This window comes from Actinoplanes sp. KI2, assembly GCF_025630775.1.
In the GTDB taxonomy this organism is placed as follows: Bacteria; Actinomycetota; Actinomycetes; order Mycobacteriales; family Micromonosporaceae; genus Actinoplanes.
This window is the reverse complement of sequence record NZ_JAOSZE010000014.1, coordinates 140408-165025: the sequence shown is the minus strand read 5'-3', so window position 1 is coordinate 165025 and position 24618 is coordinate 140408. Positions and strand designations below refer to the sequence as shown.

Below are 24618 nucleotides of genomic sequence, written 5' to 3'. Positions count from 1 at the left end.
CCCTGTGAAGATCACCGTCGTCGGCGGCGGCAGCACCTACACCCCCGAACTCATCGAGGGCTTCGCCGCCCGGGCCCGGGCCGGGACGCTGGCGATCGACGAGCTCGTACTGAACGACATCGACGCCGAGCGCCTCGCCGTCGTCGGTGGCTTGGCTCAGCGCATCCTCGATCGCACCGGCTTTCCGGGACGTCTCGTGTGCACCACCGATCTCGACGACGCCGTCCGCGACGCCGCCGCGGTCCTGATCCAACTCCGGGTGGGCGGCCAGGCCGCCCGCATGACCGACGAGACCACACCCAACCGGTACGGCCTGGTCGGCCAGGAGACGACCGGCGCCGGTGGATTCGCCAAGGCGCTGCGGACGGTGCCGGTGGTCCTCGACATCGCCGACCGGGTGCGCGCCCTCGCCGGTCCCGCGGCCTGGATCATCGACTTCACCAATCCGGTCGGTATCGTGACCCGGGCGCTCCAGCACGCCGGCCACCGCGCACTCGGACTGTGCAACGTCGGGATCGGCTTCCAGCGCCGCTTCGCCCAGGCCTTCGGTGTCGAACCCGGCCGGGTCCGCCTGGGCCACGCCGGCCTGAACCACCTCTCGTGGATCCGGTCGGTGACCGTCGACGGCGACGAACGGCTGCCGGAGATCCTCGACGGCCCGCTGCTGGACGAGGTCGCCGGCCGCACGGGCGCCCCGTCGTTGTTGCGCACGCTGCGCGCGATCCCCTCCTATTACCTGCACTATTTCTGGGGAACCTCCCGGGAGCTCGCGGCCCAGCAGGCGGGCGAGCACCGCGCGAGCGCCGTGCAGGCGATCGAGGCCGAGTTGCTGGCGATGTATGCCGACCCGACGCTGGACCACAAACCCGAGCTGCTCGAGAGCCGGGGCGGCGCCTACTACAGCGAGGCTGCGGCGGCCCTGGTTACCAGCCTGCTCACCGGCGACGGTGCCCACCACTACGTCAACGTCCGCAACGACGGCACGGTCGCGGGCCTGCCCGGCGACGCCGTGGTCGAAGTCGGCGCGATCGTCGACACCGGCGGGGCACATCCGCTACCGGTTCCGGATCTGGCCCCGGAGATGCTCGGGCTCGTGCAGGCCGTGACCGCGTACGAGATCCTTGCCGTGCAGGCGGCCACGACCGGCGACCGTACGGTGGCGGCCCGCGCGCTGCTGGCCAACCCACTTGTGCGGGAATGGCATCTCGTCGAATCGTTACTGGACGACCTCCTGGAGACCAACCGGCGGTTCCTGCCCGCGTTCTTCCCGGCCGCCGCCGAGGCCGAGCCGAAGGCGGCGTCGATCCGTGGCTGAGCGCTTGGTCGTCGGCGCCGACGGCGGCAACTCCAAGACCGACCTCGTGCTCGCCGACACCTCCGGCCGCGTCTGGGCTCGGGTACGCGGCGCCGGCACTCGCCCGATGCAGGACGGCATGGCCGAGACCGCCGCCCGGCTGCACGCCCTGGTCGGCACGGCGCGCTCGCAGGCCGCCGCCGCCGGGTTGAGCTCCGACGCCCCGATCGAGGTCGGCGCCTTCTACCTCGCCAACCTCGACACCGAGCCGGCCGAGGCGGTCATGCACAAGGAGCTGGCGGCGCTCGGCGTGGCGGCGCGCCTCGTGGTGCGCAACGACACCTTCGCGGTGCTCGGGGCGGGCCGGGCCGGCCGCGGTGGGGTGGGTGTCGTCGGCGGCGCCGGAATCAACGCGGTCGGCGTGCATCCGGACGGCCGCGTCGCGCGTTTCCTGGCCCTCGGTCCGCACACCGGCGACTGGGGCGGCGGGCGATCGCTGGGCATGGCGGCGCTGGGGGCCGCCGTCCGCGCCGGCGACGGCCGAGGGCCGGCCAGCATGCTGCGCGAGGCCGTGGCGGCGCACTTCGGCCGGGCGTCGCCCGAGGAAGTGGCGCTCGCGGTCGAGGAACGCCACCTGACGTGGCGGGAGATCATTACGCTCACACCGGTGCTCTACGCCGTGGCCGAGGCCGGCGACGCGGCGGCACTCTCCATCGTGGACCGGATGGCGGACGAGGTGGCGACCATGGCCACCGCCCTGCTGAACCGCCTCGACCTCGGCCACGCCACGGTGCCGGTCGTGCTGGGCGGAGGTGCGCTGCAGAACGCCCCCGAGCGGTTGATCCGTCGCGTACGGGAGAACGTCGCCGCGTCCGCACCCCGCTCGCGGGTCGTGGTGCTCGACGTCCCGCCGGTGGCCGGGCCGCTCGTCGACGCGCTGGCGCTGGCCGCGGCCTCGGCGGAGGCGGTCGAGCGGGCTCGAGCGGACCTGGCCGGACGGCCGTCCCCGGCCTCGTGAGCCAACCGCGTCGGTGGGAAGGGCACGCCTTCCCACCGACGCGGAGACGCTACGAGCGGGTGATCGGGTCGGACAGCCCGAGGTCCCAGACGGCCAGCCCGTGCAGACCGCGGTCGGAGACCAGGGATTGTCGGTCGGCCAGGGATTTGGCGTCGGCCCACCACAGGATCGATCCGTCCGCCAGGGTGGCGTGCCACTCGTGCGCCGTGCCGTCCCAGACCGCGCGGGAGCCGGCCAGCGAGCGCGCCTGGGCATCGGAGACCTGGTCGACGTGCCCGCTCCGCCAGTCGGTGTACCAGCGGTATCCGTAGCCGGCTTCGCCGAGGATCACCTTGCCGTTGTCGCCGCCCATGTGTCTGAGGACGATGCCGAGGCCGGTTGTCTGCCACGACAGGGCACCGACCGGCCCCGGTCCGGAGTCCCCGAAGCCGTGCTGGTCATAGGCCATGAGAACGAGGCGATCGACGGCCTTGCCCAGCGCGGACAGGTCATAGCCGGCGTTCGTGAACTCCTGCTCCGTGGTGTAGCAGGTGATCGCGATGCTGACCGTCTTTCCGGGCAGGGCCGCCTTGAGGGTCTTGATGAAGGTGAGCAGTCCGGACGTGTCCCGCGCCTGCAACGCTTCGAGGTCGATGTCGACCCCGTCCCAGCCCTGCGAGTTCACCGCGCTCTTCATCGTATTGACGATCGCTTTGATGTGCGCGGTCGAGGAGAGCATCCGGTAGGCGGCGGGTTCGTCGAAGTCGCCGAGCGATTCCGAGAAGTTGCCGATCAGCACCTCGGCTTTCTTGCCGAGCGAGTGAGCAGCGGCGAGTTGCGACGTCGCGTCCGCATCCGGGCGGCCGACGCCGGTACCGTCCGACGTGATGTTGACTCCGTCGACGCCCACCTGCTCGATGGCACCGGCGCTGGCCGCGATGAGTGATGTCGCATCGCCTTCGAACTGATACGCCAGCACCGGGGAGGACACGGCGGCGTCCGCGGGCAGGGCGACCAGCCCGACGCCGACGGCAACCACGCCGGCGAGGGCCAGGCTTCCGAATTTCGCGGTCTTGGCTCTTACGCGTTTGGACATGGGTCTCCTTGTGGTAGTGACCTCACCCCGAATCGACGAGTTCGACACTGGCGGTGACCGGACCGCCGAGCCACCTGATCGGAGCCGAACACCGCCTGGTGGACGGGTACACGATATGTTGGATGGAAGGAAGCCTTCCTTCCAAACTCGGGACTGTCAAGGTCGATCGATGAACACGCGTCCCGGGCGAAAGTGCCGGAGAAGCGTTGTCCCCGATGTGGGAGGCTGGTCCATGTGAACCGATTGGGTGCCGTGACCTCGCCGTATCTGCTCCAGCATGCCGACAATCCGGTGGACTGGTGGCCTTGGTGCCCGGAGGCGTTCGAGGAGGCGCGGCGGCGAGACGTCCCGGTCTTGGTCTCGGTCGGGTATTCCAGCTGCCACTGGTGTCACGTCATGGCGCACGAGTCGTTCGAGGACGACGGGATCGCCAAGCTGATGAACGACGACTTCGTCGCGATCAAGGTGGATCGGGAGGAGCGGCCCGACGTCGACGCCGTCTACATGTCCGCCACCCAGGCGATGACCGGGCAGGGCGGCTGGCCGATGACCGTCTTCGCCACCCCCGACGGCGACCCGTTCTTCTGCGGCACCTACTTCCCGCGGGCGCGTTTCGCCCAGCTTCTCACGGCCGTCGCCGAGGCCTGGCGGGACAAGCGCGCCGAGGTCGTCGAGCAGGGCGCGAACGTGGTGCGGGCGATCGGCGGCAGCCAGCTGGTCGGCGGCCCGACGGCGCCGATCTCCGCGGAGTTGCTCGCGGCCGCGGTTGCCGGGCTGGTGAAAGACCGGGACCGCACGTACGGGGGTTTCGGCGGCGCCCCGAAGTTCCCGCCGCACATGAGCATGCTCTTCCTGCTGCGCCACCACCAGCGGACCGGGTCGGCCGAGGCGCTCGACGCGGTGCGGGAGGTCGCCGAGCGGATGGGCCGGGGCGGCATCTACGACCAGCTCGCCGGCGGGTTCGCCCGCTACTCGGTGGACGCGCGCTGGACGGTGCCGCACTTCGAGAAGATGCTCTACGACAACGCGCTGCTGCTCCGGGCGTACACGCAGCTGTGGCGCCTCACCGACGACCCGTTCGCGCGCCGGGTCGCCGACGAGACCGCGGCCTTCCTGCTGCGTGATCTGGGTACGCCGGCCGGCGGGCTGGCCTCGGCGCTCGACGCGGACGCCGCGGGGGTCGAGGGGCTCACCTACGCGTGGACGCCGGCGCAGCTCACCGAGGTGCTCGGCGCGGAGGACGGCGCGTGGGCGGCCGATCTGTTCCGGGTCACCGAGGGCGGGACGTTCGAGCACGGCAGCAGTGTGCTGGTGCTGGCCCGGGACATCGAGGCCGCCGAGCCGTCGCTGGTCGCGCGCTGGTCGGGCGTACGCGAAAAGCTCTTGAACGCTCGGGCCGGTCGCCCGCAGCCCGCCCGGGACGACAAGGTCGTCGCGTCCTGGAACGGGCTCGCGGTGACCGCCCTGGCCGAGCACGGCGTGCTGACCGGCTCCCGGCCGAGCGCCGACGCCGCGGTCGAGCTCGCCGAGGTGCTCGCCACCCGGCACCTGGTCGACGGGCGGCTGCGGCGGGTCTCCCGGGACGGCGTGGTCGGCGAGCCGGCCGGCGTGCTGGAGGACTACGGCTGCGTCGCCGAGGCGTTCCTCGCCGTGCATCAGCTGACCGCCGACGGGCGCTGGCTCGACCTGGCGAAGGTGCTGCTCGACGTGGCGCTCGCGCACTTCGGCACCGGGGACGGCGGCTTCTACGACACGGCGGACGACGCCGAGCAGCTGGTCACCAGGCCGGCCGACCCGACCGACAACGCGACGCCGTCCGGCTTCTCGGCGATCTGCGCGGCGCTGGTCGGCTACACCGCGCTGGCCGGCGACCCGAGCTACCGGGAGGCGGCCGACGTGGCGTTGCAGCGGGTCGCGCCGCTGATCGGGGGCCATCCGCGGTTTGCCGGCTATGCGGCCGCGGTGGCCGAGGCGACGCTCTCCGGCCCGTACGAGATCGCGGTCGCCACCCACGAAGCGCAATCCGAGTTGCTGAGCGCGGCCCACCGCCACGCCCCGCCCGGTGCGGTGATCGTCTCCGGCGCGCCGGACCGGCCGGGCGTCCCGCTGCTCGCCGATCGTCCGCTGATCGACGGCTTGCCCACGGCGTACGTCTGCCGCGGTTTTGTCTGTGACCGCCCGGTGACCGATCCGGGGGAGCTGGTCGCGCGGCTGGGGTCGCAGGAGGGTTGAGCTGGGCGGTCGATAGGCTGACGGTGCGATGGATACCCGAACCGATCTGCCGGTGGTCGGCATGGTGGGCGGCGGCCAGCTGGCCCGGATGACCCACCAGGCCGCGATCTCCCTAGGCCAGTCACTGCGCGTGCTCAGCGTGTCGCCCGACGACAGCGCCGCCCTCGTGGCCGCCGACGTTCGCCTCGGCACGCACACCGACCTCGCCGCGCTGCGTGACTTCGCGAAGGGCTGCGACGCGGTCACCTTCGACCACGAGCATGTGCCGACCGAGCACATCGAGGCGCTCGAGGCCGAGGGCGTGAAGATCTTCCCGGGGTCGCGGGCGCTGGTCTTCGCGCAGGACAAGGGGCAGATGCGGGAGCGGCTCTCGCAGCTGGGCGCCCCGGTGCCGCGCTGGCGGCGGGTCGAGACGGCGGCCGACGTCGAGAGCTTCGCGGCGGGCTCCTGGCCGGTGGTGGCGAAGGCGGTCCGCGGCGGGTACGACGGCAAGGGCGTCTGGATGCTCGACTCGCCCGCGGCGGCCGCGGATCTCGTGGCCACCGGCACCCCGCTGCTCGTCGAGGAGCGGGTGCCGCTGCGGCGGGAGCTCGCGGCGCTCGTCGCGCGCTCGCCGTTCGGGCAGGTGGCGGCATACCCGGTGGTCGAGACCGTGCAGCGGGACGGCATCTGTGTCGAGGTGCTCGCGCCCGCGCCCGGCCTTTCCGAGTCGCGGGCCCTGCAGGCGCAGCAGCTCGCCATCGACCTGGCGAACTCGCTCGGCGTGGTCGGGCTGCTCGCGGTCGAGCTGTTCGAGACCGAGGACGGCATCGTCGTCAACGAGCTGGCCATGCGCCCGCACAACTCCGGGCACTGGACGATCGAGGGCGCTCGCACCTCGCAGTTCGAGCAGCACCTGCGCGCCGTCCTCGACTACCCGATGGGCGCGACCACGCTGACCGCGCCGGTCGTCGTGATGGCCAACGTCCTCGGCGGCGCGCCGGGCGGCATCTCGATCGACGAGCGGCTGCACCACCTGTTCGCGACCGACCCCGGCGCCCGCGTCCATCTCTACGGCAAGCAGGTACGCCCCGGCCGTAAGATCGGCCACGTGACGGTCCTCGGGGACGATCTGACCTCGGTGCGGGCCCGCGCGGTCCGGGCCGCCAAGTGGCTGCAGGAAGGCGTGTAATGGCACCGGTGGTCGGCATCATCATGGGCAGCGACTCCGACTGGTCCACGATGGAGGCCGCGGCCGTCGCGCTGGCCGAGTTCGAGGTGCCCTTCGAGGTCGGCGTGGTCTCCGCGCACCGCACCGTGCGCAAAATGGTCGACTACGCCGAGTCGGCGGCCGACCGCGGCATCCGGGCCATCATCGCGGGCGCCGGCGGCGCGGCCCACCTGCCGGGCATGGTCGCCGCGCTGACCCCGCTGCCGGTGATCGGGGTGCCGGTCCCGCTCAAGCACCTCGACGGCATGGATTCGCTCCTGTCGATCGTCCAAATGCCGGCCGGCGTACCGGTCGCCACCGTTTCCATCGGCGGCGCTCGCAATGCCGGCCTGCTGGCGGTGCGCATTCTCGGCGCCTCCGACCTGGCCTTGCGGGCGAGGATGTCGGCCTTCCAGGCGAGCCTCGAAAAGCTGGTCGCGGAGAAGGACGCCGCCCTGCGCGACCGCCTCCTGGGGTAACGTCGGCGCATGGCCCGGCGTTGGCGACTGTCGATCGGCGCGTTCGCCGTGGCCCTGTTCGTCGGCGCCACGTCGCTGGCCGCGGGAAATGTCGGCTCGGCCGCCGGCTGGTTCCTCTTCTTCGCCGTCGTCGCGCTGCTCGTCTCGCCGCGCGCCTTCCCGAGGTCGATCACCGACGCGCAAGCGCGCGCCCGCAGCGCCGAGGACGGCCGCGCGATCGTCTACTGGCGACCCGGGTGCCCGTTCTGCATGCGTTTGCGCGCTTCGTTGGGCCGCCGTGCCGACCGTCTCCATTGGGTGGACATCTGGGCCGACCCGGCGGGCGCCGCCTCGGTCCGCGCGGTCGCCGACGGCAACGAGACCGTCCCCACCGTGATCGCCGGCGACACCGCGATGGTCAACCCCAAACCCGAGGTGGTCCGGGCCCTGACCCTCGCTTGATCCCTTTTCCCGTACGAGGCGAGCACCGGTCCCCGCCTTCCCGCCACCCTGGTTGCAACTCGCCCTCCTCGCGCCACACCGGGTTGTCCCGGCGGGCCGGCGAAGCCGACCGTTCCCGTCCCGGCATCGAACTTCCTAAAAGCCGCAACTCGCCCAAAATCGAGCGCGCAGACTGGAGTCAAGGTAGAGGGGGAACCGGTGAACACCTTCGAGACGCTGACAATGCCCGGCCGCCGCCTCGGCCTGCGCCCCTCGGACCCCAACCGGCCGGTCCTCGAACTGTCCCGCATCCTCGCCGCGGCGCCACCGCCGCACCCGCTCGCCGCCGACCACCTCACCCAGGTCACCGACTGGGGCCTGTACGAGAACGACCAGTACGGCGACTGCGGCCCCGCCGCGGTGGCGAACTCACGGAAGCTCGTCACCCGCATACTCGCCGGCGCCGAGGAGTCACCCACCCAGGCCGAGGTGTTCGACCTGTACCGGGCCTCCGGCAACCCCGACTTCGACCCGGACACCGGCGCCGGCGACAACGGCGTCGAGATGGCCACCATGCTCGCCGCGGTCCGCAACGCCGGCCTCGGCGGTGTCCGGTCCCTGGCCGAGGCGAAAGTCGACGTCACCGACCTCGACGAGGTGCGCGCCGCCATCGCCATCTTCGGGTTCCTGCTGCTCGGCTGCGACCTCGAGATCGCGCAGCACGCCCAGACCGACAGCGGCCTCTGGGACTACCAGCCCAGCCAGGAGTGGGGCGGGCACGCCGTCCTCGCCGGGGCGTACACCTCCGCGCCGTCCGGCGCCGACGTCGAAGTCGTCACCTGGGCCGAGGTGGTCGGCACCACCGACGTGTTCTGGCGGCGGCAGGTCACCGAGGGCTGGGTGTGCATCTGGCCCGAAGCGGTCGGCACCACCCAGTTTCAGCAGGGCATCGACGTCGCCGCCCTGAACGCCGACTACCAGGCCCTCACCGGCCGGCCCGGCCCGTTCCCGGTCGGTGCCGCCGGGATGCGGGTCTCGTGACGCCGGGAAGGGCGGCGATCAGCGCAGGTTGACCAGGCGGTTGCGGAGGCCCTCGCGGGTGCGGCGGCGGTTCTCGTTGGTGGCGCCGAAGACCAGCAGGAGGACGCCGAGCGGCAGCAGCACCACCCACGGGCCGACCAGCGTCACCGCGAAATGGATCGCCGCGAAGATGGTGGCCACCGCGCCGACCACGACCGGAGCCTGTTGCCGGTAGGTCGAGCCGATGATCAGGGTGGCCACGGCGGTGAGCAGCAGCAGGACCTCGCGCAGCTCGCCACCGTCGCCCGCCAGCACGATGCCGATCGTCGGGACGAACGCCGCCAGCAGGGACGGCCCGTACGCGGCCCAGCTGCTCAGATCGGTGCGGGTGCGGGACTCGACGATGCCCACCGCCAGCGCCAGCGCCGCGAACGGCAGAGTGTATGCCTCGGGGAGGGCCACGTCGGCCAGCGCGATGAACAGCCACCAGCCGACGATCTCGAAGCCGACGGCCAGCCAGAACAGCAGCCGGCGCTGGCTGGGGGAGCGGCCGGCCCGGGACGCCGCCAGGCCGAGCACCGCGCCCCAGGCGGCCAGCAGCGCGGCCAGGTGGGCGGGCGCGTCGAAGGCGAGCGCGCCGGCCAGCACCGCGGACGTGTAGCCGGCCCACTCGACGGTGGTGGCCTCGCGGCGGTACTGCGGCAGGCCGAGCCGCGGAACGGTGGCCTCGATGATGAGCAGGGCGGCGCCGACGCCGAGCACACCGAAGGCGGCCCACTGGCGGGCCACCCCGCCGGCGATGCACGCGGCCAGCACGAACAGCTGGGCCATCACGGCGACGAACAGCCAGCCCAGGACGCGGGCTAGCTGGCTGCGGCCGGCCAGCGCGGCGACCAGGCCGACGCCGACCGCGGAGCCGAGCGTGAACAGCGTGAGGTTCTGCTGGGCGAGGCTGCCGGCCAGGCCCGCGTTGCCGGCGGCGAGACCGACCACGAAGACGATCCGGCGGACGGCGCGGAGCATCGGGGCGTGCGTGGCGGCGGGCGGCGGGGTGAGCGCGAGGCCCAGCATGACGATCGTGAAGACCACCAGGCCGGCGCTGGTCGCGGCCGGGAACGGGAGGCCCAGGGCGATCGGCGCGATCAGGATGCTGATCGCCAGGCCGGGCAGGATCACCGGGACGGCCTCGGAGGTCTTGCCGCCGAAGCCGATCGCGGCCAGCGCCGAGGCGCCGGTGAGCAGCACGATGGCCAGCACACTGCTGCCGGTCACGTGGCCGGCGTCGGGCTGGGCGAGGGCCGGGATCGGGCCCGCCCAGATGTGCTTGATCTGCTGCAGCGGGTCGATCAGCGCGGCCTTGAGGGCGGGTGCGATCGAGAAGAGGGCCAGCACCGTGGGGATCAGGGCGAGCAGCACCGCGCTGGTGGCCGGGTCGACCAGCCAGCGGCCGCTCAGGCCGCTCGGGCGCAGGCTGGTCCAGCGGGCCGACTGGTACCGGCCGTCCGCCCACGAGCGGGTGCGTGCGACCGTGAGGCCGGGCGCGGGGGTGGCGCCGCGCAGCAGTTCGGCGAGCACGCCGAGCAGGGCCGCGGCGGCGGCATAGAGGGCCGTGGAGTACGGCGTGGGGATCGACGCGAACGCCGTGATCGTCGCGCCGAGCACCAGGCCGACCGTGGCCCAGGGCAGGTACTGCGGGATCCAGCGGCCGATCAGCGCGAGCGCGGCCAGGCTGAGGCTCGACGCGGCGAGCGCGGCGGTCAGCAGCACTTGGGCGTTCTGCCCCTGGTCGCCGGCGAGCGCGGCGAAGACACCGGGCAGCGCCAGCAGCACCGCCCCGGTGGCCATGCCGCCGATCTGGGCCCGGTGCCGGGGCATGCCGGTGTCGTCGCGGGCCAGGTCGGCCTCGGTGATGACCGGGACCCAGAAGCGGCCCGTCTCCGGCGGTGGTGCGTCCTCGGGGGCGATCGTGAAGGCGACCGGGGTGCGGGCCATCGCGGCGGTGAGCGCGCCGATCGTGGTGATCAGCAGCAGCGCCACGCAGGTCGACCATGGGCGGGCCAGCCCGGCGCCGGCCGCGTGCAGCAGCACGGCGGCGGCCGCCCCGGCGCGGCAGAGGGCGGCGCGCGGGTCGGCCGCGGCGATCGAGGCCATCGCGTACGCCAGCGCGACCGCGCCGCCGACCAGCAGCGGGGACCACCAGGGCAGTCCGATGGCGAACGGCAGCCCGATCGTGGCGAGCGCGCCGGCGGTTGCCGAGATCGCGTACGACCACGGCCGGGGTGCCGCGAAGCCGGCCGCGATGGCCACCACGACCAGCGTGAACGGGGCCTGCCAGGCGCCCGCCGGTGGGTTCGTCGGGTATTGCGTCAGGTCGGCGGCCCACACCGAGCCGTGCAGCGCGATGATCCGCAGCCCGCCGGCGAGGGCCTGCCAGCCGGCGATCGCGCCGACCACCACGCCGGCGGCGGCGAGCCCGCGGACCGGGCCGCGGCGCCACTCGTCGGGCAGGGCGGCCACGCCGAGCGAGACGATCAGCACGACCACGCCGGCCACGGCCAGCGGCGCGTTCGGGAAGGCCAGCGCGAACACCCGGGCCAGCGCGCCGCAGATCGCGACCGTGGCGGCGGCCGCCGCGATGTCCGGCCCGTCCAGCATCCGGTCGCTGCGCCGGCCGTTGTCGATCGACTTGGCGAAGAACAGCAGGCCGGCGGCGACCAGCAGCAGCGCGCCCACCCAGATGTCGGGCGGGGTCGCGCCCGGCGCGAGCAGCGCGGCCATGGCCAGCGCGATCGCGCCCAGGCCGGTGCCGACGGTGAGCGGCGCGCTGATCTCGCGGCGGGCCACCTGGAAGACGGCGGCATAGCTGAGCGTGGCGGCGACGGTCAGGAAGCCGACGGCCAGCGCGGGCACGGTGACTGCCTCGGTGGGCGGCGGGCCCTGGCCCTGGTCGGCGACCGCGAGCGCGCCGGTGACCACCGCGCCGGGCAGGGCGAGCGCGGCGGCGCCGGAGGCCCAGTCGCCGACCAGCCACGCGTACAGCCGGATCGGGATCTGCCGGGCGGCCACGGCGATCATCACGCCGGCCCCGGCCAGCGCGGTGAGTACGGCCGCGGTGAGCCAGGCGGCGCTGAGCGCCGCGCCCGCGCCGAACAGGCCGACCGCGCCCGCCGCGGCGACGTGCGTGATGGCTATCCGGCGGCTGCTCGCGGCCAGGCCGGCGGCGCCGATCGCGATCGAGGCGAGCACCAGCGGCCAGGGCGCCTCGGACCAGCGCAGGCCGAGCGAGGCGGGCACGGCCAGCGCGGTCAGCGCGGCGCCGATCACCGCGCCCTCGTGCCGCCAGCTGCGCGGCAGCGCCAGCGCGGCGGCGATGGTGACCAGCAGCGCGGCGAACGCGAGCAGCCAGCCGGACGGCCCGGCCGCCTCGGCGATCTTCTGCGCGTACGCGGCCGTGTCGGCGTGCCAGACCGGGCGGGCGGCCTGCAGCGGGGCGAGCGCGGCCCGGATGCCGTCGACGGTCAGGAAGATCCCGATGATCACCAGTGCGGCCGCCGAGGCGATCTCCGGGCCGGACCGGATCGGGGCGGGCAGCAGACCGATCACCGCGCCGGTGACCGCCACCGCGGCGGCGGCCACCACCAGCGTCCAGCGCGGGTCGACCACGTCGGCGATCCGGGCCGCCGAGCCGATCACCGCGAGGGTGAGCACGCCGCCGGTGATGTTCCGGGCCGGCAGGTTTTGCAGCAGGCCGGCCGCGGCGACCGCGACGACCGAGGCCAGCACCAGCACGAAGGCCGAGCGCACCGCGTCCGGCACGATGCTGGCCTGCAGCAGCGCCACCGACGAGTAGAGCAGTGCGCCCGCGCTGGCCACGCAGAGCAGCGCGAAGGTGAGCTCGCGCAGCCAGTCCGCCGACGGCGGGGTGGCCGGCGGGGTCAGCGAGGCCGAGGCGGCGGCGGGGGCGCCGGCCGGCCGGGGGCCGGGGAAGATCCGGGTACGCAGCCACCGGCGGCGCTGCCCGGTCATCGCGCCGATGATCAGGTCGGGCTCCTCGGGCCGCGACTCGGGGCGCGGCGGGGAGCCGGGGGCATGGGTCGCCGGGTCGGCCGGGTCGCCGCGGCGAAGGTAGTCGGCCGCGCCCGCGTCGGCGGCGGCCAGCGTCTCGCGGTCGGCCGCGACCGGACGGCCGATCGGCCACTGCGGCACGAGCCGGCCGCCGCGGATCACGGTGGTCAGCAGGAACAGGTCGAGCAGCGCCACCACGGCCAGGGCCATGCCCCAGCCGGCCGGGCTCTGGATCGACGGGTACGCGAGCAGCAGCGGCACCGGTTGCAGGGCGACGACGGTGGCGTACCGGGGCGCGCTGAGCCGGACCGCGGTGGCGTACAGGAACGACGCGACCGAGGTGATCGCGAAGGTGACGCCGAGGTAGAGCGGCAGCGAGACCCGGTCGCGGCCGGTCAGCGAGGTGCCGTGCAGCACGTACAGGGTCATCGGCAGCAGGGCCAGGCCGACCGCCGCGACGGTCTCGGCGGTCGAGCTCAGCCCGCGCTTCGCGATCCCGGGCGCGGCGACCAGGGCGACCGAGGTGCAGATCGCCAGGATGACCGCGCGGGCCAGCGGGTTGCTGACCGCGACGCCGGAGAAGACCACGGCGGCCACGCCGATGAGCAGCGCGCCGATGGCGAGCAGGATGTTTTGCACCGACTGGGTGGACGCCTCGGGTGGGTGCTGCTCGCCGCCGGTGAGACCGACCCGGCGCGGCGGCGGGCCGGACCGCTCGCGCGGCGGCCCGACCCGTTCGGTCGGCGGCGGGTCGTCGACCAGCGCGGTCACGCCGTCGGTGGCCACGCCGGGCGGGCCGGTGTGCGCGGAGCCGGGCGGCGCCCAGTCGGGGCGGGGGCCGGTAGCGCGGCCGGTGCCGCCTCGGGGACCGCCCGCCGGTGCGGTGCCGGTGCCGCCTCGGGGACCGCCTGCCGGTGCGGCGGCCGGCCGGGCGCCGGGTGGGGGCGGTGGGGTGTCGCGGGGCGGGGTGGAGCCGGCCGGGGGTGGTGCTCCGGTGGGCCGGGCCCCGGGCGGCGGCGGAGGCTCCTCGCCCTGATGCGCGCCCGGCGGCGGGGGCGGCGGGAAGTCCGGGCCGGGCCTCCGCCGTACGCGACGATTCTTTGCTTTTTTCGCTTTTGCCTGGGTGTTCGCGTGCGACAGGATGTCGCGCTGGAACTGCGCCGCCTGGATCTTGGCGGCGATCTGCGTGCGCTCCTTGGCCGCGTTCATATCGCGGATCTTCAGTTCCGCGATGGAGGCATCGATCCGAGCCAGCTCCTCGTCGTAGCTGTCGGACTGTCCAGCCTGCGCCACGGCACCTCCTCGACACCCACCGGCGGCCCAGTCATCCGGGGATGACTAGAGCATGCCGGTACGACACCTCATTAGAACAGGCTCACGCGGGCGTAGATCTATGGAAACGGGCGCGAAACGCCGCAGACCTTGTCACGCGGATGGGCGACCCGCCACCGAAATGCCCACTGGCGGTGCCGGGAAGTGTCACGTCCGGCATACCGGTCGAACGCTGGTGGGTGCCCGCTACTTGCCAGTAACATTGGGGTACTCCTCGTCTTGGCGAAAGGGCCATCTTCATGTCTGAGTTCGACGTATACCGGCTGCCGGAGGACCACGAGACCATCCGCGCAGCGGTGCGCGAGGTCTGCGACGCCCGGGTGGCGCCCCATGCCGCCGAGGCGGACGAGACCGGGGAGTTCCCCAAGGCGTCCTACGATGCCTTGCGGTCGTCGGACTTCCACGCGCCGCACATCCCGGCCGAGTACGGGGGAGCGGGCGCCGACGCGCTCGCCACGGCGATCGTCATCGAAGAGGTGGCCCGGGCCTGCGCGTCGTCCTCGCTGATCCCGGCGGTGAACAAGCTGGGGACGCTGCCGCTGCTGCTGTCGGCGTCCGAGTCGGTCAAGCAGCAGTACCTGCCGAAGGTCGCCGCGGGCGAGGCGATGTTCTCGTACTGCCTCTCCGAGCCGGAAGCGGGCTCGGACGCCGCCTCGATGACCACCCGGGCGGTCCGCGACGGTGACTTCTGGGTGCTCAACGGCGTGAAGCGGTGGATCACCAACGCCGGCGTCTCGGAGTTCTACACCGTCTTCGCGGCGACCGACCCGTCCGCCCGCTCCCGCGGCATCTCCGCCTTCGTCGTCGAGAAGGCGGACGAGGGGGTGTCGTTCGGTGCGCCGGAGAAGAAGCTGGGGATCAAGGGCTCGCCGACCCGCGAGGTCTACTTCGACAACGTCCGGATCCCCGCCTCCCGCATGATCGGCGACGAGGGCACCGGCTTCGCCACGGCCATGAAGACGCTCGACCACACCCGGGTGACCATCGCGGCCCAGGCGCTCGGCATCGCGCAGGGCGCGCTCGACTTCGCCAAGGGCTACATCCAGGAGCGCAAGCAGTTCGGCAAGCCCATCGCCGACTTCCAGGGCATCCAGTTCATGCTCGCCGACATGGGCATGAAGCTCGAGGCGGCCCGCCAGCTCACCTACGCCGCCGCGGCGAAGAGCGAGCGCGGCGACGCCGACCTGACCTACTTCGGCGCGGCGGCCAAGTGCTTCGCCTCGGACGCCGCCATGGAGATCACCACCGACGCCGTCCAGCTGCTCGGCGGCTACGGCTACACCCGCGACTACCCGGTCGAGCGCATGATGCGCGACGCCAAGATCACCCAGATCTACGAGGGCACCAACCAGGTGCAGCGCATCGTCATGGCCCGGCAGCTCCTGAAGGGCTGAGGAACTGCCTCGTTGCGGCTCAACATGCATATGTTGGGATTTGCCATCTTGCTGCGGACGGTAGCTGATCTGCTGAGATGCCAGTGATCACCAGGCCTCGCCGACGCTTCTTTCTGGGGCTCGGCGGGGCTCTCCGGTGGGTGGGTGGCCGGGGCTTGACCTCCTGCCACCCGCATGCACCACGCGTTCGGCGATAGGATCCGTCTCGGGTCCTGACCGTTTGCCGGGTACGCGGATGAGAGGGCACGGGATTGTGGCTGAGCCGACCGAACCTGGGCGAGGCGCGCCGCGCGGGTCACGGTACGCAGATCAGCGGCCGTATGTCGTCAGCGAACGGCTCGATGATCTGTGCGGGCCAGTTGCCGGCCAGGTGATGCTCAGCCGACGGCTTGATTGGTCAGGGCGTGCCAGATATGACCTCGACAACCCACGCAGGCTCGCCAGCATGTATGAGACCGTCCTGCGTGAGGCGACCAACAGCGAAGATCTTCAGCTCTGGCTGAACGGACCGACGCTTCTGCGTCTCTGGGCCGGTCTGGTCCTCCCTCCGCAGGTGCGACTTGCCTGGGAGGCCAAGCACCCGGTGCTCGCCGAAGCTCGCCGAGCAGCCGCATAGTGCCTCGCGAGGCAGAGCCGCTGCACCGGTTACTCGCCGAGATCGGTCTGCGCGCGGGTGGTCCGTTCGGTTTCGCCCTGGCCGGCGGGCACGCCGTCGCGGCGCACGGCATCATCGACAGACCGAGTGAAGACGTCGACCTCTTCGCCGACTGGCAACGACGCGCAGACTTCCCGACCGCCGTGGATGCGGTTGTTGCCGCCTACAAGGGCGCAGGATTCGACGTCGTGGTCGATCTTCGTACCGAGACCTTCGCCCGACTACATGTCAGTCAAGCGGCCAGCCCGAACCAGCAACACCGGGTGGAGCTCGTCGCCAACTGGCGTGCCCAACCACCCGTTGAGATGCAGATCGGCCCGGTCCTGCACCCCGACGACGTGATGGCGGGCAAGATGGATGCCCTGTACAACCGTGCGGCAGCACGAGACTTCATCGATATCGACGCCGCAATCACAGGTGGCCGGTACACCCCGGAGCGGCTCTGCGCTCTGGCTTCGGAGGCTGATTCCGGCTTCGACAGGCGGTTCTTCGCCCAGATGCTCGGCATGATCGGTCGCTTCGACGATCAGGACTTCATCGACTACGGTCTCGGATCCACCCAGGTTGCGGCGATGCGTGAACGTTTCCGAGCCTGGCAGGCCGAACTTCAATCAGCAGCAGGCTGACTCTTGCCGGCCCGGGCGGAAGACCCGTACGGCGGGTTCGGTGAGCGAACGTCCTGGCATGCGCGTGTGGGGCGGGGTGGCCGGTCCCGGGCCTCCCCGCCCCACACGTGCGGCTGCGTCAGCCGAGCATCGACCACCACTGGCTGCTGCCGGTGAACCGCTTGACCGGGTTGCCGTTGGCGGAGATCGCGTAGGCCGGGGAGCCCCCGTCGGCGTACGCGTTCAGGGTGATCGACTCCATGTTCCAGTTGTCGTCGCCCTGGAAGGTGCCGTTGTGGGAGATCATGCGGACCTTGATGCCGGTCACGTCGCAGCTGTTCACGTGCCAGTTCGCGTTCTGGTAGCCGCGCGAGTAGCTCTGGTTGCTCCAGTTGCCGATCCCGCCCGTGACGTGCTGGAGCTCGACGTCGCCCCCGCCGTTGCGCTGGGTCAGCCACACGATGACCTCCGAGTTGTCCCGCAGGTCGTCGCCACCGGTCCCGAGGTTCAGGTAGAACGCGCGCAGCTCGGCACAGCCGCCGATCGGACCGGCCTGGGCGGGCGCGGCAGCGACGGCGAAGCCCGCGGTGGCGGCCAGGGCGGCGGTGACGCCGACGATCGTGCGCTTCAGGGCCTGGACGGGGTTCTTGACCATTTTGGAGAGATCCTTTCGTAGCCGGCGTTCGGTGCCGGACGTCTGCCGAAGACGATCCGGCCCCGGAGCCGGCTGCGGAAGGCTCGACGGCGTTGTCCGGACAAGCCCGGACGAGGTCAGGCAGTTATCCGGACGGCGCCGTACGGCACGGCGGCCGGTAGTCGATGCCGGGAAAATGGCTCGCCCATTCGGTGCGGGTGAGCGTCGGGTAGGCGAGCGCGCAGATCCGGTCGGCCACCCGCTCCAGGTTCAGGTCCCAGGACCGGACCGTGCCGTCCGCGCCGGCCGTGGCCAGATGCCGGCCGTCCGAGGTGAACGCCACGGTGCTCACGGTGGCGGCGTGGCCGGTCAGAGTCGCGATCTTGGCCGGCCGGCGGGGGTCGGCGACGTTCCACAGCCGTACGGTGTGGTCGCCGCTGCTGCTGGCGAGCGTCCGGCCGTCCGGGCTGAACCGGACCTCCTCGACGTACGCAGTGTGCCCGGTCAGGGTGGCGAGAGCGGCGGGACGGTAGGGGTCGCGGACGTCCCACAGCCGGATGGTGCCGTCGTTGGCGCCGGTCGCGAGGACGTGGCCGACCGGGCCGAACGCGGCCGTGTTGACCGCGTCGGTGTGGCCGGCCAGCGTTCCCGCCTCGATCGGGCGGCGCGGGTCGGTCAGGTCCCACAACCGGGCCGTGTGGTCGAGGCCGGCGGTTGCCAGGATGCGGCTGTCGGTGCTGAAGATGGCCATGTTCAGCGCGTTGGCGTGGCTCCTCGCCGAGAACGCGGACAGCGCGACCGGGTGGCGGGCATCGGTGATGTCCCAGAGCCGCGCGGCCCGGCTGCGCGCGCCGAGCACCGCCAGCAGGTGCCCGTCGGGGCTGCACACGGGCAGCGGTACGTCGTCGACCAGGCCGTGCGGCAGTCGCGACAAGCGCGTGACGTGCCGCGGGTCGCTCAGGTCGGACAGCCCTACGGTGGTCGCGGTCGCGGCGACGAGCAGCCGGGAGTTCTGGCAGAAGGTCACCGACCCGGCCGCGGGGACGTCGATCGGGTCGGTGAGCCCGGACCGGTCGTCGACCGTCCACACCCGTACCGTCGGCGCCCGGCCGGGGCCGAGCAGCAGCCGGCGATCGTCCGGGCCGAACTGCAGGGGGCGGACGGCGTCCGGCTGTCCGGTCGGCGCCGGGCCGGTCAGCTCCCACAGCCGTACGGTGTAGTCGTAGCTGCCGGTGGCCAGGGTCTGGCCGTCGGGGCTGAACGCGACCCCGGCAATGGCGTTCGTGTCGCCGGGCTCGTCGGCGTGCGGGTCGAGGGTGGTGATCGGCACCGGCCGGCCCGGGTTCGCCACGTTCCACAACCGGGCCGTGGCGTCACCGCTGCCGGTGGCCAGGGTGCGGCCGTCCGGGCTGAACGCGACGGAGTAGACCAGGCCGGTGTGGCCCCGCACGACGCTCGACGTGCCGCGGGCGAGGTCCCACAGCCGGGCGGTGTGGTCGTAGCTCGCGGTGGCCAGGGTCCGTCCGTCCGGGCTGAACGCGATCATGCTCACCACGGCGGTGTGTCCGGTCAGCGTGCCGGCGGGCCGCCGCGGATCGGTGACGTCCCAGAGCCGGACGTCGCGCTCGTCGCCGCCGGCCAGGGTCCGCCCGTCCGGGCTGAACGCCACGGCGAACCACGCCCGCCTACCGGTGAGGGTGACCAGTGGGCGGGGGTGCGCCCGATCCGCGACGTCCCACAGCCGGATGGTGCGGTCGGCGCCGGCGGTGGCCAGGGTGCGGCCGTCCGGGCTGAACGCCGCCTGGTCGACGGAGCCGCGATGACCGGTGAGGACGGTGATCCGGGTGACGTGGCTCGGGTCCCGGACGTCCCACAGGGCCACCGTGCGATCGGCGCTGGTGGTGACGAGGGTGGCGCTGTCCGGGCTGAACGTCACCGACGACACGTAGTCCGATGCCGCGTCGAGCACGGCCCGCAGCGTCGGGCGGTGTGCGGCGCTGGTGTCCCACAGCCGGACGGTCCGGTCGCTGCCGGCGCTGGCGAGCAGCCGGCGGTCGGGGCTGAACTTCACGTCGTGCACGTACCCGGTGTGCCCGGTCAGCCGGATGTTGTACGGCGCCGCGAACGAGCTGAGCAGCGCGCCCCGCGCCTCCGAGGTCTGGGCCAGGCGGTACGCGGCGAGGCTCAGCTGGTTGGCCAGGGCCGGGTTGTCACCGCGGAGCGGGTCGACCTCCTGGGCGACCTGCCGGGACACCGCCTCGTCCCGCTGCCGGGTGGAGATCTGCCCGGCCCGCGCGGCCAGCAGGGTCATCGTGGTGGTGAGCAGGAACAGCACGGTGAGCGCGGCGACCAGCTGGCGCAGGCGGCGGGTCCGGCGCCGGGCGGCGGCCTGCTCGGCGAGCTCGCGCGCCACCGAGGCGGCCAGGAAGTCGCGGGCCACCGGGTTGAGGGCCGGTGCGCCGGTGCGCTGCGCCCATTCCTGGGCCGCCGCGAGCCGGGCGCCGCGGTACAGGGCGGTGGGGCACCGCTGTTCCCGCTGCCAGGTGGTGGCGGCCTCGACGAGGTGGCGTCGGGTGAGCATGCCGGCGCGGTCGACCTCGAGCCACCCGCGCAGCAGCGGCCAGGCGGTCAGCAGCGCCTCGTGGCTGAGCTGGACCCGGTCGGCGTCCACGGTGATCAGTCGCTGGGCGACGAACCGGTCGAGCACCTCGGTCACCTGATCGGTCGAGCCGTCGCACTCGGCGACGAGCTCGGCCCAGTCGCGCCGGCGCCGGGTGTCCGGCGCATCCGCGGCGATGTGCACCAGGCCGAGGAACACCTGCCGCGCGAGGTGCCGCCGGTGTTCGTCGAACTCCGCGTACACCGCGTCGGCGGAGGCCGCGACGGCCCGGTCGATGCCGCCGACCTCGCGATAGTCGGCGACGGTGAGCCGGCGGTCGCGGCTGTGCTGCCAGGTCGCGAGCAGCGCGTGCGACAGCAGCGGGAGTACGGCGGCGTCGTGTGCCCGGCCGCGAACCTCGCCGGAGCCGACCTCGCTGAGCAGCAGCTCGACGAGGCCGTCCGCCACCTCGACGCCGGCCTTGCGGGCCGGTTCGGTGATCGCGCGGCGCAGCTCCTCGTCCGCCATCGGCGCGACCGTGAGCTGGTGCGCGCGCACCGCCGCGACGAGCTCGGGATGCCGCAGCAGCGGAGCGTAGAAGTCGGCCCGGAGTCCGATCACGACCAGGGCGCGGCCCGGCCCGGCCGCGGCGCACAGCGCGGTGACGAACGACTGCCGCTGCGTACCGTCGACGCAGGTGGTGAAGGTCTCCTCGAACTGGTCGACGACGAGCAGCAGGCGGTGCGACTCGGGATCGGCGCGCCGGGCGTAGTCCGCCGCGCGGGCGGGACACTCGCGCAGATCGGCCGCCACCTGCTCGGCCGGCATCTCGGTCGCGGCGCCCAGCTGGGCCGCGAGCTCGTCGAGGGGCGAGCGGCCCGGGGTGAACAACCGTACCGACCATCCGCCGCCGGCGAGCCTGCCGCTTCGCACCGCGTGGATCAGGCCGGCGCGCAGCAGCGACGACTTCCCCGAACCGGACGCGCCGACGACCACCTGCATCCCGCCGCCGGCCGCGTACCCGGCCGCGAGACGATCGATCAGCTCGGCGGTCAGGGCCTCACGGCCGAAGAACCAGTCCGCGTGCTCGGGCTCGAAGCTCGCCAGGCCCCGGTACGGCTCGGGACCCGGCGGGCGGGGGCCCGGCGCCTGCCGGAGCCGCTGCCAGACCGCCACCCAGGCGACGAGCGATGCGGAGTCGGTGACGCCGCACGTCCGCAGCACCTGGACGAAGAGCTCCCGCGAGGCCGCGGCGGGCAGGCCACGGCCGGCGAACCAGTCGCCGATCGTGCTGTGGTTGCGGTAGCTGCCGGTCCGGGCCGCGACCTGACGTACGCTCAGCCCGGCGCCGTGACGCAGCAGGCTCAACTCCCGGCCGAAGTCGTCCCGGGTCACGATCCGCTCCGGCTCGGCCTCCGGTGCGGGCGGTGCCGCGGCCGACGAACCCGGTACTGCCATTCATCCCCCATCCCTCCGGCGCTGTCGACGCATGTCGATGCACCTCCGACCCGGGGCGGACACTATCGCGGCGCCGCATCGGGTCCACGGGCCGGTATGGACCGTGCGTCGCGCCTCATACGCGCAGCGTCGATGCCGGCCGCGGTGGGATCCGGTAGACCTAGGCTTTGGTCATGACAACCTTTGCTGTCCGCACCATCGCTGCCCTGCGCGCCGAGCACGACGGCCTCGCGTCGGCGGGCGCCGCCATCTCGCCGGCCCTGCTCAAGGGCCCGTCCGGCGCCGCGGAATGGACCGTGGCCCAGGTCTTCTCACACCTGGGCAGCGGCGCGGAGATCACGCTGGCCGCCTTCCGCGCCGGGACCGGCGAGGCGCCGGCGCCGGGTCCGGACTTCAACCAGCGGGTGTGGGACCGGTGGAACGCCCTGAGCCCCGAGGCGCAGGCCGCCGGCGCGGTGGAGTCGGATGCCGCCCTGGTCGCCGCCCTGGAGGCCCTGACGCCCGAGCAGCACGAGACGCTCGCGATCAACCCGGGCTTCCTGCCGCAGCCGGTCCCGCTCGCGTCGTTCGCCGGTATCCGGCTGAGCGAGACGGTCCACCATGGCTGGGACATCCGGGTCGGCGCGGACCCGGCCGCCGCGCTGTCGGCCGAGTCGGCCGCCGTGCTGGCCGAGCACCTCAGCGGCGGCCTGAGTTTCTTCCTGGGCTTCATCGCCAAGCCGGAGGCGGTCCGCGAGCCGGCCGTGGTCGAGATCAGCGGTACGCCGTACCGCATCGTCCTCGACGAACGTGCCCACTTCACCGCGGAGCCGACCACCGCCACCGCGACGTTCGCCGGGCCGCTCGAAGCCGCGCTGCGGCTCATCGTCGGCCGGCTGTCCCCGGCGCACACCCCCGCCGGCGTCGAGGTGACCGGCAACGTCTCCCTCGACGACCTGCGCCGGGTGTTCCCCGGATTCTGAGTCAGGGTTTGCGGGCGACTCCGCAGTACACCGCGATCTCCTCCGCGGTGTCCGCGGAGTCGGGCCGCCACTGCGGCGTCGACACCACACCCGGTTCGACCAGGTCGAGGCCGTCGAAGAAGGCGGTGATCTGCTCGACGGTCCGCAGGTAGTAATTCGCGCCCTTGCTCTGTGCGGTCTCGATCGCGCTGTCGTTGACCGGCGTGGTGATGCTGTCGTTGATCACCAGGTAGCTGCCCGAGGGCAGCGCGTCGACGATCGTCCGCACGATCGCGGCGGGGTTGTCGTCGTCGGGGATGTGGCCGAGGATCCCGATCATCACGACGGCGATCGGCTGGTCGAAGTCGAGGGTGTCCGCGGCCGCGTGCAGGATCTTCTCCGGGTCGCGGACGTCGGCGTCGATGTAGCTGGTCGTCCCGTCCGGGTGGCTGGTCAGCAGCGCCCGGGCGTGCACGAGGACCAGCGGGTCGTTGTCCACGTACACGATCTTCGACGCGGGGGCGATCCGCTGGGCGAGCTCGTGCGTGTTGTTCGCGGTGGGTAGGCCGGTGCCGATGTCGAGGAACTGCCGGATGCCCGCCTCGCCGGCCAGGAACCCGATCGCGCGGGCCAGCAGCCGCCGGCCGGCGACGGCGAACTCCCGGATCTCCGGCATCTGCCCGAGCACGGCCTCGGCGGCCGCCCGGTCGGAGGCGAAATTGTCCTTCCCGCCGAGCAGGTAGTTCCAGATCCGGGCGCTGTGCGGCTGTTCGACCTTCAGCCGTGCCTGCAGGTCAGACTCTGAGCTGCTCATCGATTCGCCTCCGTGGCCTCGCGTCGCTCTGCGGGGTCACTTTACGGCAGTCACGACTACGTTCCCGTCCGATGTGGATCGTACGCCGTTCACTTCCGCGCGATCTTGTAGTGCAGCACCAGGAACGGCAGGCCGTACAGCGCGAACGCATGCGCGGCCCGCAGCTCGCCGTCCTCGGTGAAGACGTCCAGCCGCTCGGCGAAGCCGTGCACCGCGAGCGTGGTGAGCTCCCGGCTCGCCGGATCGATGTAGCTCAGGTAGTGGCCGGGATGGGGCAGCCCCGTCCGGCTGCTGAGCACCAGCCCACCGCCGGGCCGGGGCAGCGGCAGCAGCGTGGCCGTGAAGTTGGCCTGCGGCACCGGGAACCCGACGCTGACGTACCCACGCCCGTCGTGCCGATACGTCGTGTAGATCCCGACATAGATCGGCTCGTCGGTGTCGGCGAAAGACCGAATCCATCCGCGTACGCCGACCAGCTCCGATCCGTCGGGAGTGATGGTGTCGATCCGGCTGCGTACGCCCCGTACCGTCTCCCGCTGGTTCATCGGCACGTTGGCCTGGCCCAGCGGCCGGGCCACCAGCGTGCGGTAGAGCAGGTACCCCGGGCGTACCCACGGCCGCCACTCGGGCCGGATGTCGAGCTTGAACCGGGTGGTGTGCTCGTAGAACTCGCGGACGAGCGGGTCGACCTCGGCCGGGTCGAACTGCGGCCCGGCCAGGTCGTCGAGCGAGCCGACGATCCCCACATCGGCGGCGTCCGCCGTATAGCTGCCGCCGACGTCCTCGGCCAACCGGCGTACGTAGTCGGTGCCGACGTACCCGGTGCGCGCCTCCAGCGGCACCACGAACGGCAGCTCCGCGGCCGGCACCCGCTCGGCCAGCAGGCTCACCTGTGGATCGCGGAACACCGCCGCGGACAGCACCCGGAAGCCGACCACGGCGCCGGCGGCCACCGCGGCGGGCGGCGCGTCCGGTCCGGCCGCGAGGCGCCACGCCGCGCCCACCGCGGCGCCGGCCACCGGGCCGAGCGCCACCTTCTGCGGCCGCAGCCCGAGCGCGCCGGCGACCGCGCCGGCGGCCAGCCCGACCGGCACCGGGCCGGCCTTGGTGAGCCGCGCGCCCAGCCAACCGGCGGGCGCCGCGAGCGCGCCGCTCATCACGACCCGCGACCACCAGGCCGGGATCTCGCCGGGCCGCTGCCGGGCCCGCGCCACCGCCTCGGTCGCGCCGAGCGCCACCGCGCCGGCCAGCCCGCCGAGGGTCGCCGCGCGGGCGCCCCGCCGGCTTGCGATCGCCGCGCCGGCCAGTGCCCCGACCACCGCGGCGAAGGCCATCCCGCCGGCCCGCTTGCCCGTCTCATCAGCCACGCCCGCACGGTAGCCCAGCGGTGATCG

At 73.0% G+C, this 24618-nt stretch carries 17 protein-coding genes; 11 read left to right on the top strand and 6 right to left on the bottom strand.

The features are described from left to right. The first annotated feature begins 4 nt into the window (after positions 1 to 4). Positions 5 to 1315 carry a 6-phospho-beta-glucosidase gene (locus ODJ79_RS16870; RefSeq protein ID WP_263024407.1) on the top strand — a complete coding sequence of 437 codons (1311 nt, stop codon included), beginning with the start codon at positions 5 to 7 and terminating at the stop codon, positions 1313 to 1315. Continuing rightward, positions 1308 to 2312, top strand: a complete 1005-nt coding sequence (locus ODJ79_RS16865; RefSeq protein ID WP_263024406.1) for an N-acetylglucosamine kinase — start codon at positions 1308 to 1310, stop codon at positions 2310 to 2312. The genes ODJ79_RS16870 and ODJ79_RS16865 overlap by 8 nt, the downstream gene beginning before the upstream one ends. A gap of 49 nt (positions 2313 to 2361) precedes the next feature. Here the strand turns inward: ODJ79_RS16865 and ODJ79_RS16860 are convergent, their stop codons facing one another. Then, positions 2362 to 3387, bottom strand: coding sequence for a glycosyl hydrolase family 18 protein (locus tag ODJ79_RS16860; protein WP_263024405.1), 1026 nt, complete (start codon positions 3385 to 3387; stop codon positions 2362 to 2364). Between the two features lie 234 nt (positions 3388 to 3621). On the opposite strand from ODJ79_RS16860, the gene ODJ79_RS16855 reads away from it, so the two are divergent. From ODJ79_RS16855 to ODJ79_RS16835, 5 genes are all read left to right on the top strand, one after another. Further along, entirely contained in the window at positions 3622 to 5619 is a 1998-nt protein-coding gene (locus ODJ79_RS16855) for a thioredoxin domain-containing protein (protein ID WP_263024404.1), read from the top strand. Between the two features lie 28 nt (positions 5620 to 5647). Beyond that, entirely contained in the window at positions 5648 to 6790 is a 1143-nt protein-coding gene (locus tag ODJ79_RS16850) for a 5-(carboxyamino)imidazole ribonucleotide synthase (RefSeq protein WP_263024403.1), read from the top strand. Further along, positions 6790 to 7287, top strand: coding sequence for a 5-(carboxyamino)imidazole ribonucleotide mutase (purE, locus tag ODJ79_RS16845; protein ID WP_263024402.1), 498 nt, complete (start codon positions 6790 to 6792; stop codon positions 7285 to 7287). Before ODJ79_RS16850 ends, purE begins: the two co-directional genes overlap by 1 nt. 9 nt (positions 7288 to 7296) lie before the next feature. Beyond that, positions 7297 to 7728 (top strand): glutaredoxin family protein, encoded by a 432-nt coding sequence (locus tag ODJ79_RS16840; protein ID WP_263024401.1) that lies wholly within the window; start codon positions 7297 to 7299, stop codon positions 7726 to 7728. A 198-nt stretch (positions 7729 to 7926) separates the two neighbouring features. Further along, positions 7927 to 8748 (top strand): hypothetical protein, encoded by an 822-nt coding sequence (locus ODJ79_RS16835; protein ID WP_263024400.1) that lies wholly within the window; start codon positions 7927 to 7929, stop codon positions 8746 to 8748. Positions 8749 to 8766: 18 nt separating this feature from the next. Here ODJ79_RS16835 and ODJ79_RS16830 read toward each other — a convergent pair whose 3' ends face one another. Further along, positions 8767 to 14085, bottom strand: coding sequence for an SCO7613 C-terminal domain-containing membrane protein (locus ODJ79_RS16830; protein ID WP_263024399.1), 5319 nt, complete (start codon positions 14083 to 14085; stop codon positions 8767 to 8769). 278 nt (positions 14086 to 14363) lie between these two features. Here ODJ79_RS16830 and ODJ79_RS16825 point away from each other — a divergent pair, with 278 nt between their 5' ends. From ODJ79_RS16825 to ODJ79_RS16815, 3 genes are all read left to right on the top strand, one after another. Then, entirely contained in the window at positions 14364 to 15518 is a 1155-nt protein-coding gene (locus ODJ79_RS16825) for an acyl-CoA dehydrogenase family protein (RefSeq protein ID WP_263024398.1), read from the top strand. A 445-nt stretch (positions 15519 to 15963) separates the two neighbouring features. Continuing rightward, on the top strand, positions 15964 to 16134 hold the full coding sequence (locus tag ODJ79_RS16820; protein ID WP_263024397.1) for a hypothetical protein: 171 nt from the start codon (positions 15964 to 15966) through the stop codon (positions 16132 to 16134). Beyond that, positions 16134 to 16799 carry a nucleotidyl transferase AbiEii/AbiGii toxin family protein gene (locus tag ODJ79_RS16815; protein ID WP_263024396.1) on the top strand — a complete coding sequence of 222 codons (666 nt, stop codon included), beginning with the start codon at positions 16134 to 16136 and terminating at the stop codon, positions 16797 to 16799. Before ODJ79_RS16820 ends, ODJ79_RS16815 begins: the two co-directional genes overlap by 1 nt. A gap of 118 nt (positions 16800 to 16917) precedes the next feature. Here ODJ79_RS16815 and ODJ79_RS16810 read toward each other — a convergent pair whose 3' ends face one another. Both ODJ79_RS16810 and ODJ79_RS16805 read right to left on the bottom strand, forming a co-directional pair. After that, positions 16918 to 17433: a hypothetical protein gene (locus ODJ79_RS16810; protein ID WP_263024395.1), complete on the bottom strand. Its 516-nt coding sequence runs from the start codon at positions 17431 to 17433 to the stop codon at positions 16918 to 16920. Between the two features lie 124 nt (positions 17434 to 17557). Continuing rightward, positions 17558 to 21469: a helix-turn-helix domain-containing protein gene (locus ODJ79_RS16805; protein WP_263024394.1), complete on the bottom strand. Its 3912-nt coding sequence runs from the start codon at positions 21467 to 21469 to the stop codon at positions 17558 to 17560. A gap of 173 nt (positions 21470 to 21642) precedes the next feature. Here ODJ79_RS16805 and ODJ79_RS16800 point away from each other — a divergent pair, with 173 nt between their 5' ends. Next, a complete protein-coding gene (locus ODJ79_RS16800; RefSeq protein ID WP_263024393.1) occupies positions 21643 to 22431 on the top strand; it encodes a maleylpyruvate isomerase N-terminal domain-containing protein in 789 nt (262 codons plus the stop codon). Between the two features lies 1 nt (position 22432). Here the strand turns inward: ODJ79_RS16800 and ODJ79_RS16795 are convergent, their stop codons facing one another. Continuing rightward, positions 22433 to 23224, bottom strand: coding sequence for an SAM-dependent methyltransferase (locus tag ODJ79_RS16795; RefSeq protein WP_263024392.1), 792 nt, complete (start codon positions 23222 to 23224; stop codon positions 22433 to 22435). A gap of 89 nt (positions 23225 to 23313) precedes the next feature. Further along, positions 23314 to 24591, bottom strand: a complete 1278-nt coding sequence (locus tag ODJ79_RS16790) for a hypothetical protein (RefSeq protein WP_263024391.1) — start codon at positions 24589 to 24591, stop codon at positions 23314 to 23316. Positions 24592 to 24618 lie beyond the last annotated feature (27 nt).

Bases quoted from the DNA above. Each gene is read 5' to 3' on its own strand.
- ODJ79_RS16805 (WP_263024394.1), bottom strand. From the start codon at position 21,469: ATGGCAGTACCGGGTTCGTCGGCCGCGGCACCGCCCGCACCGGAGGCC.
- ODJ79_RS16850 (WP_263024403.1), top strand. From the start codon at position 5,648: ATGGATACCCGAACCGATCTGCCGGTGGTCGGCATGGTGGGCGGCGGC.
- ODJ79_RS16825 (WP_263024398.1), top strand. From the start codon at position 14,364: ATGTCTGAGTTCGACGTATACCGGCTGCCGGAGGACCACGAGACCATC.
- ODJ79_RS16795 (WP_263024392.1), bottom strand. From the start codon at position 23,224: ATGAGCAGCTCAGAGTCTGACCTGCAGGCACGGCTGAAGGTCGAACAG.
- ODJ79_RS16800 (WP_263024393.1), top strand. From the start codon at position 21,643: ATGACAACCTTTGCTGTCCGCACCATCGCTGCCCTGCGCGCCGAGCAC.
- ODJ79_RS16810 (WP_263024395.1), bottom strand. From the start codon at position 17,433: ATGGTCAAGAACCCCGTCCAGGCCCTGAAGCGCACGATCGTCGGCGTC.
- ODJ79_RS16860 (WP_263024405.1), bottom strand. From the start codon at position 3,387: ATGTCCAAACGCGTAAGAGCCAAGACCGCGAAATTCGGAAGCCTGGCC.
- ODJ79_RS16820 (WP_263024397.1), top strand. From the start codon at position 15,964: ATGTATGAGACCGTCCTGCGTGAGGCGACCAACAGCGAAGATCTTCAG.
- purE (WP_263024402.1), top strand. From the start codon at position 6,790: ATGGCACCGGTGGTCGGCATCATCATGGGCAGCGACTCCGACTGGTCC.
- ODJ79_RS16840 (WP_263024401.1), top strand. From the start codon at position 7,297: ATGGCCCGGCGTTGGCGACTGTCGATCGGCGCGTTCGCCGTGGCCCTG.